The organism is Dysgonomonas sp. 520 (assembly GCF_010501095.1).
GTDB lineage: Bacteria > Bacteroidota > Bacteroidia > Bacteroidales > Dysgonomonadaceae > QVMP01.
In genome coordinates this window covers 49,793-66,869 of sequence record NZ_QVMP01000006.1, presented here as the reverse complement: position 1 = coordinate 66,869, position 17,077 = coordinate 49,793, and the positions used below count along the sequence as shown (strand labels likewise).

The following is a 17,077-nucleotide window of genomic DNA, read 5'->3' as shown; positions in this document are numbered from 1 at the left end:
AACTCGAATATTAGTAGAGTTTATATTTTATTTTAATTCAAAATCGAGAACAGACTTGATATCGGTTGACGATGCCCCAACATAAGCCTTAAACTTGCCATTTTCGGCAACCCATTCTTTTTTATTCTCATCATAAAATTTCAGATCGTCAATCGAAATCTTAAACTCTACATTTTTTTCTTGCCCTGCTTTCAGGCTGATTTTCTCAAATGCTTTTAGTTCTTTCACAGGACGAGGCACGGAGCATTTCTCATCGCCGATATACAATTGCACAACCTCTTTTCCCGTCAACTGACCGATATTTTTCACAGGAACCGTAACTGTCAGAATATCTTTCTCGCCCATATTTTTTGACGAAATTGAAGCCTTTCCGTAAGCAAACTCGGTGTAACTCAAACCATGTCCGAACGAAAACAACGGCTTTATTTTTTGTTTTTCAGTCCAACGGTAACCCACAAAAATATCTTCATTATATGTCACATTTCCTTTTTCGCCGGGATATTCACCCAAAGCATGTGCCCCATAATCATTCAATTTTTCGGCAAATGTAAATGGCAGTTTTCCTGATGGATTGGCATCTCCGACAAGGATGGAAGCGATAGCGTTTCCGGCTTCAGACCCTAAATACCAACTTTGCAAGATGGAAGGAACTTCTTTCACCCAAGGCATGGCAACAGCATTTCCTGAGATAATAACCACCACCAGATTCTTATTCACTTTGCTCAGTGCGCTGATTACTTTATCTTGTCCGTAAGGCAAACCTAATTCCGAACGGTCATGGCTTTCGCAATCTTGTCCGTTATTTTTATTCAAACCTCCCACAAATATCACTGCATCAGCCGTTTTTGCGGCTTCACAGGCTTCTGATATTAATACAGATTCCGCTCTATCGTCAAATATATCTTGTCCTGTTGCCAGTCCGTCCTGAGCTTTAGATTTTTCGCCCGCATAACCTCTGGCATATACCACATCGACAGAAGAACCTACCCGTTTCTTTATACCATCCAGCGGAGAAATCTCGTGTTTTGCTTTTAGCGACGAACTACCCCCGCCAACAACCATCACTTTAATGGCATTTTCGCCAACAACAAGTATTTTTTTCGTTTTATTCAAATCAATAGGAAGTACATTTCCTTTGTTCTGGAGCAAGACAATACCTTCTTCGGCTATCTTCCGTCCCACAAGAGCATGTTCTTCTGTTCCGAACGAACCCCAAGGCCGTTTGCTATTCATATTTGTTCTGAATGTAAGACGCAGGATATTGCGAACTTTGTTATCGACAACACTTTCCGCTATTTTTCCTGTGCGCAACTGAGCCAGAAAAGGATCGGCCAGAAAATAGTTATTGTAAGCAAAACTTTTTCCCTCTGTCAGACCATCCGTCCATGTACCAAACTCCATGTCCAATCCATTATAAGCAGATTGTTCCGTGTCGTAAACACCACCCCAATCGGAAACAACCACTCCGTCAAATTTCCACTCATCACGCAGAATGTCATTCAAAAGATACTGATTGTGACAACAATGCTGTCCTTTATACAAGTTATATGCTCCCATTATCGCCCATGCTTTTCCTTCCTGAACAGCAGCCTTAAAAGCCGGCAGATATATTTCACGCAAGGCACGGTCGCTCAGGTTTACATTTATGCTATGCCTGTAAACCTCCTGATTATTCAGGGCATAGTGCTTAACGCAGGCGGCAACTCCATTGCTTTGCACTCCATGTATATAAGGAACCACCATACGGGATGCCAAATGAGGGTCTTCACCCATATATTCGAAGTTACGTCCGTTGAGAGGAGTTCGATAGATATTTACACCGGGTCCCAACAAAACATTCTTGTTTCTGTAACGAGCTTCCTCCCCTATCGCCTTACCGTAAAGCATCGACATTTCGGGATTCCAAGTTGCAGCCAGACACGTCAAGGCAGGAAAAGCAATACACGAATCGTTTGTCCATCCGGCCTGATTCCATTCATCCCACAATACTTCGGGACGGATACCGTGAGGTCCATCGGTCATCCAGTTATCGGGAATACCGAGACGAGATACGCCTGCCGAACTAAATTTCGATTGAGCATGACACATCGCTACTTTTTCTTCCAGAGTCATTCTCTTCAATGCGTCCTCTATCCTGTCTTCAATGGGCTTCGATTCATCCAGATACAACGGGACTTTGTTTTGCGCCGACAAAGAGAGCGTCAGCAATCCAACAAAAGCTAAGCTTTTCAATTTTTTCATAGATAAATTAGTCATTTGATATTATGTTTATTTAGTGGTCAACTCTTATTTGGTATTTATATCCCTCACACTGATCAGGATAAGATTTAATTTTACAACAAAAATACATTTGGGCGCCTCAAAGTTATTTAGTTTTTCCGTTTTGTAAAAATTATTTAATACTAATTCAGCCATCCGGCTTGTAATAACCTTTTCGGATGATATTGTAATATTGCAATGAACCTTTTGATGTGTAAGGTTGTTAATTAGATGTATTCAAAATTAGGCTGAAATAATTTTCCTTTTAATTAACAGTTTGGCTCTCAATATGAGAATCTTGTGATACCCTTGATAGATAAACGCTATCGGGATATTAATAATATCTAACAAATACTGTTTTGGCATATTTGAAAACTTATATATATTTGTACGATCAAAGTTCAGTGTTAACAATAAATTTATTTGAATTATGGCTTATGTAATTAATGAAGACTGTATCGCATGCGGTAGCTGTCTTGATGAGTGTCCTGTAAGTGCAATCTCGGAAGGAGAAATCTATGTTATAGATCCAGATACATGTACTGATTGTGGAACTTGCGCTGATGTGTGCCCTTCTGAAGCAATTCATCCGGCTTAATCAAACAATTGGACAAAAAGCTAGAACCGCTTGCCTTATTGGTCGGCGGTTTTTTTGTATTAACATTATATCGATTTATTATGAGTTTATTAGAAAGTTTGAATTGGCGATATGCCACAAAACGTATGAACGGAGATGAAGTATCTCAGGAAAACATTGATAAAATACTGGAAACTATAAGGCTGGCACCCACATCAATGGGTTTGCAGGCATTCAAGGTGTTTGTGATAAAGGATAAGAAGTTAATAAAAAAAATAGAACAAGAGGCTGCTCCCCGTCAATTGATGCTAGACGGCTGTTCACGACTACTTGTATTTGCCGCTTATACAAAAGTTACGGACGAAACCGTAGACGAATATGTTGAACATATCTCTGAGGTCAGACAAGTTCCGTTAGACAGCCTGGCAACTTACAGAGCTCGTTTTCAAGGCATCATAGACATGACCGACGAACAAAAAGTAGCCTGGACATCCCGTCAGGTTTATATAGCTATGGCTTACGCTTCCATCGCTGCTGCCCGGTTAGGGGTTGATTCAACTCCTGTTGAGGGTTTTGATCATGTTGTTTTGAATAAAATACTAAATCTGTCAGAAAAAGACCTGACATCGGTCTTACTACTCCCTCTGGGATACAGGGATGAAGAAACCGACTCTCTCGTTCATCTTAAGAAAGTGCGTAAAGACAGCAAAGACTTGTTTATTGAATTGTAAGGAAAATCTTAAATATAATTTGTCATTCTGAATGTAGTGAAGAATCTACTGACAACACACAGATCCTTCGTTTCATTCAGGATGACAAAACCAGCATTTCTGCTGATTACTTTAGTTCTTGAATGTTCTGTTCAAGATTTTTTCGAATCATATCCCCTAATTACAAAATAGATTATCGTTCCAAGAATATAGGCGAATAGAAGATATCTTATCGCATCCAGATTATGTAACAGTATGACGAGGTAAGTTGATGCTATTATAGCAACCACCAGAATGCCCGACCGGATAAGACGTTTTTTATAGTCAATCTTTTGCCCCCATACTCTGGGCAGGAAGCTATCGCTGATAGGTCGGTTGAATGCATTGACCAACAAGATGGAATACGACATATACTCATACCTGATGCCATTCAGTATGCAGATGATAGCGACTACGGCGATCATCGCCCCATAAAATAACTTTCCGTTATTTGTGGTAGCACTGGATGGCATATCTGTTGCCATGAATATCGTTCCCAACAACAATCCGCCTAAAGAATATTTAGGATCAAAACCCGAAAATATCTGTATTAAGACAAAGAATGTCACCAGCAATGCAAACGGGATGTGCCACGAAATGCGCCTCCTTACGAGAAGGAATACCCCTCCCAGAATGATGAATATGACAGAGTATTCGCCAACGGCGCCCGATGCCTTGAAAAACAATGTATTCAGGTATTCTATAAAAGGACTTTCACCAAACCAACTGAAAGGCTTTATGGCGATATAATTCATCTGGCTTTTGTCGAACCAAATTGCGCCGGAGGTCATTATGGCAGGAAAAAACACGGTCATAAATTCTCGTCCCACAAGAGCCGGATTAAGAGGATTACGCCCCAATCCGCCCCATATCAGCTTACCGAAAATAACTGCCATGGCACCGCCAAAAGCCACTACGTAAAGTGGAGTAAACGGAGCAAGAGTTAAAGCCAAAAGCACACCCGTAACAATAGCAGAACCGTCTTTAACTGAATCTTTCTTATTGAGGAAAAACGCCGAAAAAAGAAATTCGGCTGCAACAGCACTACCAACAGCTACCAGTATAACCAACAAGGGGATATACCCAAAAGCCAGATAAGAAAATACGATGCAGGGTATCAGGGAGATAACAACACCTCCCATTACTTTTCTAGTACTATCCTTTGCTCTTACAAACGGTGAATATATTTTTGTTTGAACTGTCTCCATTAAGTAACAAATAAAATTTAATGATATATTACTAAATTATAACCTGTTAAGGTTGTTTTATTTACCAAAGTAATAAAATAGGCCTGCGACCTTATTTCAAATTCTTTAATTGTGATTTTCCTTCTTTTATACTTTCCATCAACGACACATTGCTCGGGCAAATGTATTCGCAGGCAGCACATTCTATACATTCCGATATGCTGAAACCAGCCAAAGACGAATATTTCCCCCTGCGAAAGAGCTGCTCAAACTTCATTGGCATCAAGTGCATGGGGCACACATCGGCACAATATCCGCACATTATACAATTGTTTCGGCTTACTTCCTTCTTCTTAAAAGTCAATACGCCCGAAGACCCTTTAGTAACAGGAGCCAGCATACTGCTCACAGCCTTTCCCATCATAGGGCCACCTAAAACAATCCCCTTATTTTCAATATCCGAATCCAACTTCAGTTCTTTAATAATATGCTGAACGGGAGTCCCTATTTTTATGTTATAATTGCCCGCACCTTGCAGAAAGTCGCCCGAAACAGTTACCACCCTTTCCACCAAAGGTTTACGGTTTACGATAGCTTTATAAACCGCAATCACGGTTCCCACATTGCTAACTATCAATCCAATACTGGACGGAAGTTTTCCCTTGCCCAGTTCTTTCCCCGTCACAGATTTTATCAACTGCAATTCACCTCCCTGCGGATATTTATCCGGAAAAATCATCACTTTATAATTGCTGTACTCTGGCTTGTTCATCAGATAATTGAAACTATCCATAATATCTTTATTCTGAGCTTCAACCGTGATGACAACTTCCTTCGCTTTCAGCACTTTATTAATCATTTTAATACCCGTAAACAACAAGTTGGGAAACTCGTTCATCAGGGCATAATCGGCTGTCAAGAACGGCTCACATTCTGTTCCGTTTATGATGAAAGTGTCTATCTCCTTATCCTTTATGTCGTATTTGTTGTGCGTAGGAAACTGAGCGCCACCTTCCCCAACAATGCCACAATCTTTTATGGCAGACAATATTTCTTCGGAAGACATTTTCTTCAAATCAACGTCTTTTTCTGCACCCAGCATTATTTCCGTATTGAGATAATCATTCTCAACAATTATTGTCTCAACCACCGTTCCATCAGCCAAAGGGTGCGGACATATATCAATCACCACTCCGGATATTGGAGAATGAATGTTTGCCGAACAATGCCCGGTTGCCTCTCCTATCAGTTGAAACCTCTTTATCGTGTCGCCAACTTTTACTATTGGTGTAGCCGGAGTGCCAATATTTTGCAACATTGGTATATAAAAAACAGGAGCATCTTTCAAATCCGTGATTTTCTCCTTTTTAGTCTTGCTTTTAGCCGAAAAGATATGCATCATAAAGCATCCTCAATTATGTATTGTTTAAACTTTTCCGAAAAAAATATATTATTGTTCTTGTCTATCATAAAACCCTCGATATTAAACATATCTGATAAATGTTTCATCTTATCCACAAACTCGTCGCCCACAAGGTTGAATAATCCGGTGGAAATCAAATCTCCCGTAAAACAATCGTCCGAAATAATCCCCACTTGTATGTTTGTTGACGGAAACCCCGTCCGGGGACTGAGAATGTGCCCGTATCGTTCACCATTTATCTCTACAAATGTCTTATTTTGTGCCGAAGTAGAAAAACATTTATTGGACAATTTTAATGTAAATAGCCCTTTTAGATTCTCCGGATCTTTCACAGCGATAGTCCAAAAGGGATGATTTTCGTTTGCCAGAGCCTTTATGGTGCTTCCTCCTGCATTTACTATCGCATCGGAAATGCCTATTTCCTGCATTCGCACAATCATTTTATCCACAGCATACGCCTTGACAAAAGCTCCCGTTATTATCTCCTGATTCTTCCCTACCCTAACTTTTCCTTTATCTATTTCAATCTGCTTATAGTCAACAAGTTTTTTCACAACCCGAATGTCTTTTTCATCCGGAACTATCACTTGCTCGTTTCTATAAAAACCCCACAGCCTGATAAGAGGCATTATCGTTATATCTAATTCTCCATCAAAGAAATCAGATATGATGGCAACCCGCCTCAGAATATCAGTTGTTTCATCGTCAACCTCAACAAACTCTCCCGCATTTTCATTTATCCGGCGAATATACGACCAATCGGAATATGAATTATAAAGCCTGTCTGTTTCTTCCAGAATGGCATACAATTCGTCAAACAATTCATCTCCGTAATAGATAGGAAACTTTATTTTTATGTGGGCATGAAACAGTTTTCGAGTCTGTGTTTTATACAACATTCAATTATTCGGTTGCAGTTGCGTCTTCTGTTTTATCCGGTTCCACAGTTGTTTCCCCACCATTACTACTTTCGTTTGATGAAATAGGTTCTTGCTTCACCCCTTCCCCATTTTCAACGGAATTTGTCGGTTCTGTATCCTTATTTTCGGCACCACCATTAACAAGCGTATCTATCGCTTCCCTGTTTCCGAAAGCAATCAGGAAAATCCCAAATAAGAAAAGCAATATTTTTTTGAATAGATTCATAATGGAGATATATGATTATTTATTTTTGTCATGCTGAGTAAAACGAAGCATCTGTTACTTCAATATAACAACTAACTATATTCTGAAATACAAAAATATCACAATGACTTCAAAAATGATTATGTGATTAATTATTTATAACATATATTTGCCTCATCAAAGGGGGGCACAGACCTCTTCGTTGCTTTGGCTAATAAAAAATCAAACCAAATTATAAAACGGAACATATTATATTATGCCAATCAGTATTCGCAAAAATGTTCTTTTATTTTCAATAATAACGATTGTAGGGGCGAATAAACATTCGCCCTGATATTCGGGCGTAAAAATTTACGCCCCTACTTTCGGGCAGACCAGAGGCCTGCCCCTACATCAATAAATTTTATTGTAGGGGGTGGGGTTCTACTCCACCCGAACAACGACTAATCTAAACCAACATTTTTCAATTACTGATTCGCATTATTTATTTCTTTCAATTTCTTTATTTTTTACAAATTATGACTATCTCAAGACTAATTTCATCAGCACTTAATATCAGGGAGACACAAATTGAAAAAACAATTGCACTTCTGGAAGATGGAGCCACAATTCCTTTCATCAGCCGATACCGGAAGGAAGTTACGGGTGGTCTGGACGAGGTACAGATTGCTGCTATTAAGGAGCAAAATGACAAGTTTAAAGAGCTTCAGAAAAGGAAGCAGACTATTTTAAAATCAATAGAAGATCAGGAAAAATTAACTCCGGAATTAAAATCGAGAATAGAGGGTTGTTGGGATTCTACCGAGTTGGAAGACATATACCTGCCATATAAACCCAAACGCCAGACTCGTGCCGAAATAGCACGTAAAAAAGGTCTGGAAGATTTGGCTAAACTCCTTATGACTCAACAAAACTTTGATGTAGAATCGAAAGCATTACCTTTTGTAAAGGGTGATGTAAAAGATATTAACGAAGCCTTGGCAGGCGCTTGCGATATTATAGCCGAATGGGTAAACGAAGACGAACATGCAAGAAACTCGATCCGTAACCTGTTTGAGCGTGAAGCCATTATTACATCTAAGGTGGTGAAGGGTAAAGAAGAAGAGGGTGATAAATACCGTGACTACTTCGATCTGTCGGAAAAGTTGAGCCGCTGTTCTTCACACAGATTATTGGCTATGCGTCGTGGTGAAGCCGAAGGATTTCTTCGGGTGAGTATTTCGCCTGACGAAGACGATGCTCTGGACAGATTGGACAAACGTTTCCTTAAAAACGGCAATGCCGAAGCTATCGGATATGTGGCAGATGCTATAAAAGACAGCTACAAACGCCTGTTGAAGCCATCTATCGAAACCGAATTTGCTGCCCTTTCGAAAGAAAAGGCAGATGAAGAAGCAATTCGTGTTTTCATGGAAAACCTACGGCAATTGCTATTGGCTGCACCTTTAGGTCAAAAGCGGGTTTTGGGCGTTGACCCCAGTTACAGAACCGGCTGCAAGATTGTATGCCTCGACGCTCAGGGAAATTTGCTTCACAACGAAACAATCTATCCTCATCCCCCTCAAAACGAATATGTAAAAGCAGGGAATAAGATAGTGAAACTTGTTTCCACATACAATATTGATGCTATTGCCATCGGAAACGGTACGGCTAGCCGTGAAACGGAAAATTTCATCACAAACCTGAGATACGAAAAAGAGGTTCAGGTATTTGTTGTCAGCGAAAACGGAGCATCCGTCTATTCAGCCTCAAAAGTTGCCCGTGAAGAATTTCCCGACTATGATGTAACTGTGCGTGGAGCTGTCTCCATCGGCAGACGACTGATGGACCCTTTGGCCGAGTTGGTTAAAATTGATCCGAAATCAATTGGTGTAGGGCAATATCAGCACGATGTGGATCAAACTAAACTAAAAAAATCGCTCGATTTGACGGTTGAAAGTTGCGTTAACCTTGTTGGCGTGAATGTGAATACGGCAAGTAAACACCTATTGACTTACATTTCTGGATTAGGCCCTACCCTAGCCCAAAATATAGTTGATTATCGTGCAGAACACGGCGCATTCAAAAGCCGTAAAGAGATTATGAAAGTTGCCCGCATGGGAGAAAAAGCATTTGAACAATGTGCAGGATTTCTTCGCATTGCCGATGCAAAAAATCCATTAGACAATTCTGCCGTACACCCCGAAAGCTATCATGTGGTGGAAACGATGGCAAAAGATTTGAACTGCACGGTTAAGGAATTGATAGAAGATAAAGAGTTGAAAAAGAAACTGAATCTGAATAAATATGTATCGGAAAAGGTCGGGCTTCCCACTCTGAACGATATTGTGGAGGAATTGGATAAACCGGGACGTGACCCCCGTAAAAAGATTCAGGCTTTTGAGTTCGATAAATCAATAAAAACAATTGAAGACCTGCGCGAAGGCATGATTCTTCCGGGTATTGTGACCAATGTGACAAACTTCGGTTGCTTTGTTGATGTGGGCATCAAAGAAAACGGATTGGTTCACATATCTGAACTGGCAGACCGTTTTGTTTCCGACCCTACGGAGATCGTATCTCTGCATCAGTATGTTCAGGTAAAAGTTTTGTCTGTTGATGTGGCTCGCAAACGAGTTCAATTGTCTATGAAAGGAATAAATTAATATAAGGTTAGATATATCTAATAATACTCTTATGAAAAAAATACTCTTATTATTAATATCAATTCTCACAGTCAACACTGCATCATTTGCCGATTCGTCATACCTATCGTCATTCGATTTTGAATATAACCTGTATAGAGACGATCCGGTTATCTGGGGCGTAAAGGAAAAAGGCATTGACAAAGACTCATTTCTGGAATTCATGTTTTCGGAAGAAAGGCTTCTGGGCGAAAAGATCACTTTGATTAGTACACTCTCTGCCTATTTTGAGTTCGCCTATCTGGACGAAAACCGAGATAAAGATGAAGTGTCGTATTTTGAAGACTACAGGGAAGAATTTTTACAACGTTTGTTTAACGAATATAATACTGTATTTTTCACGGATAAGAAAATCCCTGCCGAATATCGTTTGCTGTATATGCTAATGTCTGAATTTGACAGTACTAATTATTATTTAGTTCCGGAAGTTTCTAAATACGTGAAATTGATAGACTCCGAACTGCCAAACAGTCTGGCTGCACAGTCGATAAAGGTTCTGACTTTTGCCTACGACATCATTTACACTCCCAAAAAGCAGTCAAACATCATAGCAATGTATAAAAATCGCTTTCATGAGCCATACAAAGAAAACTGGGAGAAATATGATGTAGATATCTCTCCGAAAGTAGGTGGAGAGGTTCTTGGTTGGCTGCGATTTGTTGAAGAAGATTAATTAGTTAATATCCATCATCTTAAGAAGAACAAAGAAAAAGATATACCTAAAACGAAATTCAGGATAAACCCTACCGGAATTTTAGAATTGGAAGTAGATAAATGGTTGTGGCCCGCTTGCAGATGTAGCGTAAACCAGCCAAAACACTAATCCCAAGATTATAGCCTTTGCGACAAAAGGTAGCGCGATGTATTTATCTTTAACCACAGAAACAAACCTATCGGGCAAGAAGTGCATAACATATCCGATAGCAAACAAGATGAATACATTTTTGTATGCTTCTATTATGACAAGCCATTCGGAAAAGTGAAATGTCAGGTCTGTAATATTATTCACGACTTCCATTGCAACACTAAAATTTTCTGCTCTGAAAAATATCCAGCAAAAAGCCACAAAGTGAAATGTTAACAACAGAGATACAGTCTTTGAGATAAAACCTCCGGGCAGTTTCACTTTCTTCTTAAAGAACTTCTCTATAACCAGCATAGCACCATGCAAACCTCCCCACATGACAAATTTCCACGAAGCGCCATGCCATAATCCGCCTAACAACATAGTTATCATAAGATTGACATACATTCTTATGCGTCCCTTACGGTTACCACCCAATGGTATATACAAATAATCTCTGAGCCACGACGAGAGGGATATATGCCAACGTCTCCAAAATTCGGTAATCGAAGTCGATTTATAGGGAGTACGAAAGTTTTCGGGTAATTTAAAACCCATCAGCAACGCCAAGCCTATGGCAATATCGGAATACCCCGAAAAGTCGCAGTATATCTGAAGCGTATAACCGTAGGTCGCCATCAGGTTCTCGAAAGAAGAATACAACATGGGCGAATCGAAAACACGGTCGACAAAGTTCAAGGAGATATAATCGGATATTACTGTTTTCTTTATCAACCCAATCATAATCATAAAGATAGCAATTCCTGAATCACGATTCGACAACTTCAACCGCTTCTCCATCTGAGGAAGAAAGTCCTTTGCCCGAACTATTGGTCCGGCAACCAGTTGAGGAAAGAAACACAGGTAAAAAGCAAAATCCTGAAGATCTCTTGCCGGTTTTATCTGTTTCTTGTATAAATCTATAATATAGCTGATGGCCTGAAAAGTGAAAAATGAAATACCAACTGGCAACACAATGTCTTTCAGTGAAAAATGTTGCGAAAAGATAGAATTTACATTATCAATAAAGAAATTGGTATATTTATAATATCCGAGCAATAGTAAGTTTGCCGATATAAGGATAACAAGCAACGCCTTTCGCTTCCACTGTATGCGGGTTATATCCATCAGTTCGGACAAGATGAAGTTGAACATAAGCGATGCCAATAACAGAAGAACATACTCTCCTCCGGCTTTGTAATAGAAGAAAAGTGAAAACAACAACACATATATTGTCCTGAACTTCCGATGGTCTTTCGTAAAAATATAAACCCCATAAAACAGGATAAACATTCCCCAGAAAAGTGGAGAACTGAATAGTAAACGGTTGTCTGGATCGAAGACGAACCAAGATACTATTTCTTCTTTATTTATGAAGCCTAACACGTATAGTTTTGAGTCTGAGTTTGCTTTATTAGTTATTTAAGTTTTTCTCGTATTTATATTTTTCGTAAAGGCACAACAAATCATCAACAAACAAATTTGCCTGCATCACATACCCCTCACGTTTATAGTGTACTTTATCCTTAGCCATATAACCGCCATATCTGCCCGACAACGGCGCTTTTATGCCGCCTGTCGCCCTCAACATGTCCCAAACCGGAAAAGATGTTTGTCCGGTTAGTTTATCTGTATAGTCTTGTATAAGATGGTTCAAAATTTTCCTTTTCAGCAAAGAAGGTGCTGGTGTTGTGAATAATATAGTGGTGTAAGGATTTTCCCTCATAACATTTGCAACGAATGTGTCAACCTGCTTCATATATGACGAAGCGCTCAACTTGCCAAACGATTCATTTGTTCCGAATGAGACAATCACCAGATCGGGCGAAAGAACAGACAATTGTTCAAAAAATAGTTCCTGCTTATTGTAATCCGACAGTTTTGCTCCATTCACTCCAATATTGTGATAAAGAACGCCCGCGTCATCTTTCTCTAGAACAATGCCATTTAATGTGTATACCGCCTTATTCTCATTTGCTGTGATGTTCACCTCCCTGAGCAAGTCTGTGGCTGAGAAACTTGTGACATATTTATCCTGCACTATCGTAAAATCACCTTGCTTCATTGTAGTAGGCAAAACAGCTTCTTCCTCTTCCGAATTTTGAGAGGGCACACCCTCCGCAATTGGCGGAATATCCAAACCATTCAATGTAAATACGGAATCCCATGCCGGATGAACGATTTTAACTGTATTGAAACTGTAAGCACCGGATACTGATAACTTTATATTAAAACCATCGGATGAAGTTCTCAGGTTTATGCCGCCCAAACCAATGGATAGATCGGCTGGTGAACCTAAAACCTTTGCAGAACTCCAATTCACGTTACTTCCATATTTCACAATATTATTGGCATTGGTTTTAGCCAGTGAATAAGGAAATGTGAACCCATAACCCGCATTTCCAAACTTTTGCTGCATCCTCTGCCTTATTGCATGCGTGAAAAAATCGGCCTGAATATGCGAATCGCCGATATGAACAATATTTACTTTGCCCTGCTTATCATTTTCCAGAGAAAGGAGTTTTTCGAAAAAATCATCTAACAACGAAGAATTGACAAAATAAGACTTACCCGCCCCACGGCAGTTGTCCGACCCTGAATATATTGAAACCGAGTATGATATAAATAATATTACATATATTATTCTCTTTGTCATTTAATCTTTCCTTCTTGTTTCAGCTGTTTAAATTTTTCGTATCCCCCGTTTATTTCTCCGTACAACAGGTCTGCTATTTTTCTCGATCCTCTGATATTAAAATGCGTGTAGTCTTTATTTGCCAAACTAGGCGACCCATTCACCCACTTCACCATAGAACCCTCGCCACCCATCAATGAAAGCATGTCTATAAAACAACAATTTGTTGCTTTTGCGTAAGTCCGTTGCGCAGTGATCAATGGCGACACTGCTCTATCGGTTTTCATTTCTCCACCATATTTCAGAGCCCTGTCGGCTGTTGATATAATCAAGAAATCGGCATTCGGAAAACATTCCCGCAAATGCAGAACAACATTGTTCATCTTCTTTTCGTACCAACCAAAATCTTTCGACTTATACCCCAACAGGTTAGCTCCATAGTGAAGAACTATAAGATCATAATTCAATATGGAGTCAAAGTTACATAATAATTCCTTATCCAAAGCCCCCATTGGCAAGCCTGAATTTCCCCGCATCGAAAAGTTATCTACATAGACACCGTTTTCATTATCGATATTAACTCCGTAAAAGGGGATATTTTCAGATTTATAGAAATTCACCGTAAAATTTTTCACGGGACTATCCGACAGCACAGCCGTATTCAATATCTTACCCGGTGTCAATTTTGCTTCTCTTGGTTCGCCAACTTCTGTCTTTACGCTTATCGAGCCTTCATTGTTGTCCGAACGTCCATAAAACAATGTAGGCGAACATAGTTCGGTAAGATGCACCACATCACCGGCACTCAGTTTCAACCAAGCCGGTTCGCTCGACCTGATGGTAGATACCTGACCATCAATCCCGAAAGGAAACTTTGATTTTTTCGGATTAAGATAAGAACATGTTTGCCAGTTTTTAGAATATTTATGCGATACGGACAACCTCGATGCTGCGGAAAGAGAAGTCATCCCTACAAATCCAACGCCTTCACCTCCAAAGTTATCCTGAAAACGGCTTCGTATATCCTGAACTATGAGGTCGCCATCGGTCATCGAATCGCCAAAATACGCAACACGCACCTTTCCCTTCTTTGTTGTTTCTATGCCATATATCTTCGAATAGAATGACAACAGGTTCGTATAGCCTTGCGTGTGCATGGATGGCAAAATTATTTCCTCAACCTGCTTCATTTGCTTCGAAGACTCCACTAAGCCTGAGTCTGTTTCGCTCATTGCCTGCAAAGCCATACTATCTACTACAACTTCGGTTAAATCGTCGTTTTCGGCCGAAAATAAAGATTTTGGCATCAGGTATTTTAAAATACAAAAAACACCTATGGCAATGATAATGGTAATGAATGCCGCCAGGAAATAATTTTTCACCTTTTTACGCATAAAAATCTGTAAGAAACTTTAAGAAACGCAACATATAAATTTTCAGCCTATAATAGCTTTGATACCAACAATACATTTGAAAATGTCGCAAATATACCTACTTTCTCCGAATTAACATTATTTGCATCCGTAAATATTCCGAAAAGTTATAAACAGCTTCTGTAAATTACTTTTTTACTAATTTAAGAATTGCACTATTGCGCATAGAGTTATAAATGGATATATTTGTAGAGAAACGTCTATCATAAAAAAAGAATTGTTAAAACTGAAATACACACAATTGATATGGAAAAAGTGAAACAACCACTTCTGCTTGCCGTTGGGGTAGGAATAGCCGCAACATTAGTTTTCTGTGCCATCGCACACGAAAAGAAAAAGAGAAGAAGAAAACCTGTGAGATTTTTTATTGTGTAACTTCATAAAAGAATAAAACTCTCCGGATTTGCTTAAAAAAATGACCGAATTTTACAGATCCGGCCATTTTTTGTGTTTCGGTGAAAGTTATTTTACAATAACCTTTTCACTTTTAGTTATACCTTTTGCTGTTTTCACGTTAACAATATAAGCACCTTCGCCCCACCCCATTGTAGAAATCTCGTTTGCTGTTCCATTATACAGCATCTTGCCCACCAGAGAATAAACATTAACCAGCTTAACGGGTTCATCGGTATCTATATGCAAAATGCCCGATTTCGACCATATTTTTATACGGGAATCCTTGTTGTCGTCTTTTTCATTATCGATACCCGTTTCCACTCCTTCGTAAAAATAGCGGATAGTTTGAACCTTGTCCCAATCGGCACTATTTTTATTCCACGAATACAAGTCTTCCTTAACCAGATAGTCGCTGGTAAAATAGTCGTAAGTAGCCTTAAAATAACTCTCAAGACTCTGATTATATAAAGAATATTTTTCGGACGAAACCAAGTTAGACGAATCGTAGCTATAAATTTCACTATCGGTTGGCACCCACAATTGTTTTATGTCATTCCATTGCGATGTGCGGCTTAACAATAAATTGCCATCTTCGTCTTTTTCAGTCTCACTTTTGTAAGTACCCAACATCTTACCTTTTGGGTCGAACATACTGACTGTTTCTTCTATCGAAAAATTTCCGGGATATGCATAGTTTTTAACCTGCGAATTGACCCACAAATTTTTACCTTTATTCCACAACTGTGAATTAACTCCCGCCAACTTATTATTATCATACACATACACGTCTTGCCCCGATTGAGCCCAATTGCCCGTCGCCTGATCCCAGAATTCTATGCTCACCTTATTCAAGTCGGAACCGGTATAAGTATATGTATATCTACTGTTGTTAATCCAGTCATCCCCTGACTGAGTAGTATAAGTTACCTTATTTTGCAAGATATCGCCACTATATTCATATTCTGTCTTACTCAGATTTTTCCAACCTTCTCTGCTGTTGTTATTTTCGTAATATGTTTCAACCTGCAATTTATTGTCCGCAGAATAGCTTTTTTCTTCCTTTCTCACCGTCTGCCAAACATTGTTTCTTAAATAGAAGGAATAAACTTCTGCCAACACTTGGTTTCCTTTGGCATCATACGCATAGATGTATTTTTCGCTGTATGCCCAATCGTTCGATTTACTATCCCATGTATATTTGACGACTTCTTCAATTTTGTCTCCATTGTATACGTAAAGATGCTTCGACACACCCTTTAATACGGACTCATTGGCGGCTTTCGAAAGATATTCATCTGAAACAAAAAATCCGCTTGCATCATACAAAAAATTATACTTGTAGACCGGAATCAAATTGCTTGTGCCATCAAGGGAGAAAGAACCGGATTTTCCCGATATATTTCCATTTACGTCGTACGTATAATTGACCTCATTGTCTTGCGCCCAATCTCCGGCATTTTTTTTATATCCTTTTATCAACGACCTCTTACCCGTAGCATCATAATCATATATTTCTTTGTACGTGGCTGCTGAACTTGAGTCGTATACTATCATACTGTCAGGCTCGTTATTTGCACAAAGACATAAAGGCGACATCAGTATGGACAAGACCAGCGTTTTTAGGTATAATTTCATAAATACAAAATCTTTGTTAGGGTTTACAATCGTAACGTTTTTTTTAATAATATTAGATGTTTTGCAATCAGATGTGTTCTATTCATTGAAATATGTGAATCGTTCAAAAAAAAAAAAATGACAAAGAGAA

The 17,077-nt window shown here is 39.2% G+C and carries 14 protein-coding genes; 5 read left to right on the top strand and 9 right to left on the bottom strand.

The genetic code is table 11. The annotated features are described in order from the left end of the window. Positions 1-27 precede the first annotated feature (27 nt). Complete coding sequence (locus tag D0T56_RS04615) at positions 28-2,241, bottom strand: glycoside hydrolase family 3 C-terminal domain-containing protein (RefSeq protein WP_221412333.1); 2,214 nt, start codon at positions 2,239-2,241, stop codon at positions 28-30. A 448-nt stretch (positions 2,242-2,689) separates the two neighbouring features. On the opposite strand from D0T56_RS04615, the gene D0T56_RS04610 reads away from it, so the two are divergent. Both D0T56_RS04610 and D0T56_RS04605 read left to right on the top strand, forming a co-directional pair. Next, positions 2,690-2,857: a DUF362 domain-containing protein gene (locus tag D0T56_RS04610; protein ID WP_163318963.1), complete on the top strand. Its 168-nt coding sequence runs from the start codon at positions 2,690-2,692 to the stop codon at positions 2,855-2,857. Between the two features lie 80 nt (positions 2,858-2,937). After that, complete coding sequence (locus D0T56_RS04605) at positions 2,938-3,567, top strand: nitroreductase family protein (protein WP_163318962.1); 630 nt, start codon at positions 2,938-2,940, stop codon at positions 3,565-3,567. Between the two features lie 131 nt (positions 3,568-3,698). Here D0T56_RS04605 and D0T56_RS04600 read toward each other — a convergent pair whose 3' ends face one another. The 4 genes from D0T56_RS04600 to D0T56_RS04585 form a co-directional block, all read right to left on the bottom strand. Continuing rightward, entirely contained in the window at positions 3,699-4,793 is a 1,095-nt protein-coding gene (locus D0T56_RS04600; RefSeq protein WP_163318961.1) for an RnfABCDGE type electron transport complex subunit D, read from the bottom strand. 91 nt (positions 4,794-4,884) lie between these two features. After that, the gene (gene rsxC / locus D0T56_RS04595; RefSeq protein ID WP_163318960.1) at positions 4,885-6,174 is read right to left on the bottom strand and encodes an electron transport complex subunit RsxC; all 1,290 of its coding nucleotides are present in this window, start codon (positions 6,172-6,174) and stop codon (positions 4,885-4,887) included. After that, entirely contained in the window at positions 6,171-7,094 is a 924-nt protein-coding gene (locus D0T56_RS04590) for an FAD:protein FMN transferase (protein WP_163318959.1), read from the bottom strand. The genes rsxC and D0T56_RS04590 overlap by 4 nt, the downstream gene beginning before the upstream one ends. A gap of 4 nt (positions 7,095-7,098) precedes the next feature. Continuing rightward, the gene (locus tag D0T56_RS04585) at positions 7,099-7,341 is read right to left on the bottom strand and encodes a hypothetical protein (protein WP_163318958.1); all 243 of its coding nucleotides are present in this window, start codon (positions 7,339-7,341) and stop codon (positions 7,099-7,101) included. Between the two features lie 497 nt (positions 7,342-7,838). Here D0T56_RS04585 and D0T56_RS04580 point away from each other — a divergent pair, with 497 nt between their 5' ends. Both D0T56_RS04580 and D0T56_RS04575 read left to right on the top strand, forming a co-directional pair. Then, positions 7,839-9,965: a Tex family protein gene (locus D0T56_RS04580; protein WP_163318957.1), complete on the top strand. Its 2,127-nt coding sequence runs from the start codon at positions 7,839-7,841 to the stop codon at positions 9,963-9,965. 31 nt (positions 9,966-9,996) lie between these two features. After that, positions 9,997-10,677: a hypothetical protein gene (locus D0T56_RS04575; protein WP_163318956.1), complete on the top strand. Its 681-nt coding sequence runs from the start codon at positions 9,997-9,999 to the stop codon at positions 10,675-10,677. Between the two features lie 81 nt (positions 10,678-10,758). Here D0T56_RS04575 and D0T56_RS04570 read toward each other — a convergent pair whose 3' ends face one another. The 3 genes from D0T56_RS04570 to D0T56_RS04560 are packed head-to-tail and all read right to left on the bottom strand — an operon-like array spanning position 10,759 to position 14,865. After that, on the bottom strand, positions 10,759-12,234 hold the full coding sequence (locus tag D0T56_RS04570) for an MBOAT family protein (protein ID WP_370458787.1): 1,476 nt from the start codon (positions 12,232-12,234) through the stop codon (positions 10,759-10,761). 28 nt (positions 12,235-12,262) lie between these two features. After that, a complete protein-coding gene (locus D0T56_RS04565; protein ID WP_163318955.1) occupies positions 12,263-13,504 on the bottom strand; it encodes a GDSL-type esterase/lipase family protein in 1,242 nt (413 codons plus the stop codon). Beyond that, a complete protein-coding gene (locus D0T56_RS04560; RefSeq protein WP_370458786.1) occupies positions 13,501-14,865 on the bottom strand; it encodes a hypothetical protein in 1,365 nt (454 codons plus the stop codon). The genes D0T56_RS04565 and D0T56_RS04560 overlap by 4 nt, the downstream gene beginning before the upstream one ends. Before the next feature lie 297 nt (positions 14,866-15,162). Between D0T56_RS04560 and D0T56_RS16710 the strand changes: the two genes are divergently transcribed. After that, the gene (locus D0T56_RS16710) at positions 15,163-15,291 is read left to right on the top strand and encodes a hypothetical protein (RefSeq protein WP_255491040.1); all 129 of its coding nucleotides are present in this window, start codon (positions 15,163-15,165) and stop codon (positions 15,289-15,291) included. Between the two features lie 87 nt (positions 15,292-15,378). Here the strand turns inward: D0T56_RS16710 and D0T56_RS04555 are convergent, their stop codons facing one another. Further along, entirely contained in the window at positions 15,379-16,947 is a 1,569-nt protein-coding gene (locus D0T56_RS04555; protein WP_163318953.1) for a T9SS type A sorting domain-containing protein, read from the bottom strand. Between the last annotated feature and the right edge of the window lie 130 nt (positions 16,948-17,077).

Coding starts and splice junctions, on each gene's coding strand:
- D0T56_RS04615 (WP_221412333.1), bottom strand. CDS start 2,241: ATGAAAAAATTGAAAAGCTTAGCTTTTGTTGGATTGCTGACGCTCTCT.
- D0T56_RS04610 (WP_163318963.1), top strand. CDS start 2,690: ATGGCTTATGTAATTAATGAAGACTGTATCGCATGCGGTAGCTGTCTT.
- D0T56_RS04605 (WP_163318962.1), top strand. CDS start 2,938: ATGAGTTTATTAGAAAGTTTGAATTGGCGATATGCCACAAAACGTATG.
- D0T56_RS04600 (WP_163318961.1), bottom strand. CDS start 4,793: ATGGAGACAGTTCAAACAAAAATATATTCACCGTTTGTAAGAGCAAAG.
- rsxC (WP_163318960.1), bottom strand. CDS start 6,174: ATGATGCATATCTTTTCGGCTAAAAGCAAGACTAAAAAGGAGAAAATC.
- D0T56_RS04590 (WP_163318959.1), bottom strand. CDS start 7,094: ATGTTGTATAAAACACAGACTCGAAAACTGTTTCATGCCCACATAAAA.
- D0T56_RS04585 (WP_163318958.1), bottom strand. CDS start 7,341: ATGAATCTATTCAAAAAAATATTGCTTTTCTTATTTGGGATTTTCCTG.
- D0T56_RS04580 (WP_163318957.1), top strand. CDS start 7,839: ATGACTATCTCAAGACTAATTTCATCAGCACTTAATATCAGGGAGACA.
- D0T56_RS04575 (WP_163318956.1), top strand. CDS start 9,997: ATGAAAAAAATACTCTTATTATTAATATCAATTCTCACAGTCAACACT.
- D0T56_RS04565 (WP_163318955.1), bottom strand. CDS start 13,504: ATGACAAAGAGAATAATATATGTAATATTATTTATATCATACTCGGTT.
- D0T56_RS16710 (WP_255491040.1), top strand. CDS start 15,163: ATGGAAAAAGTGAAACAACCACTTCTGCTTGCCGTTGGGGTAGGAATA.
- D0T56_RS04555 (WP_163318953.1), bottom strand. CDS start 16,947: ATGAAATTATACCTAAAAACGCTGGTCTTGTCCATACTGATGTCGCCT.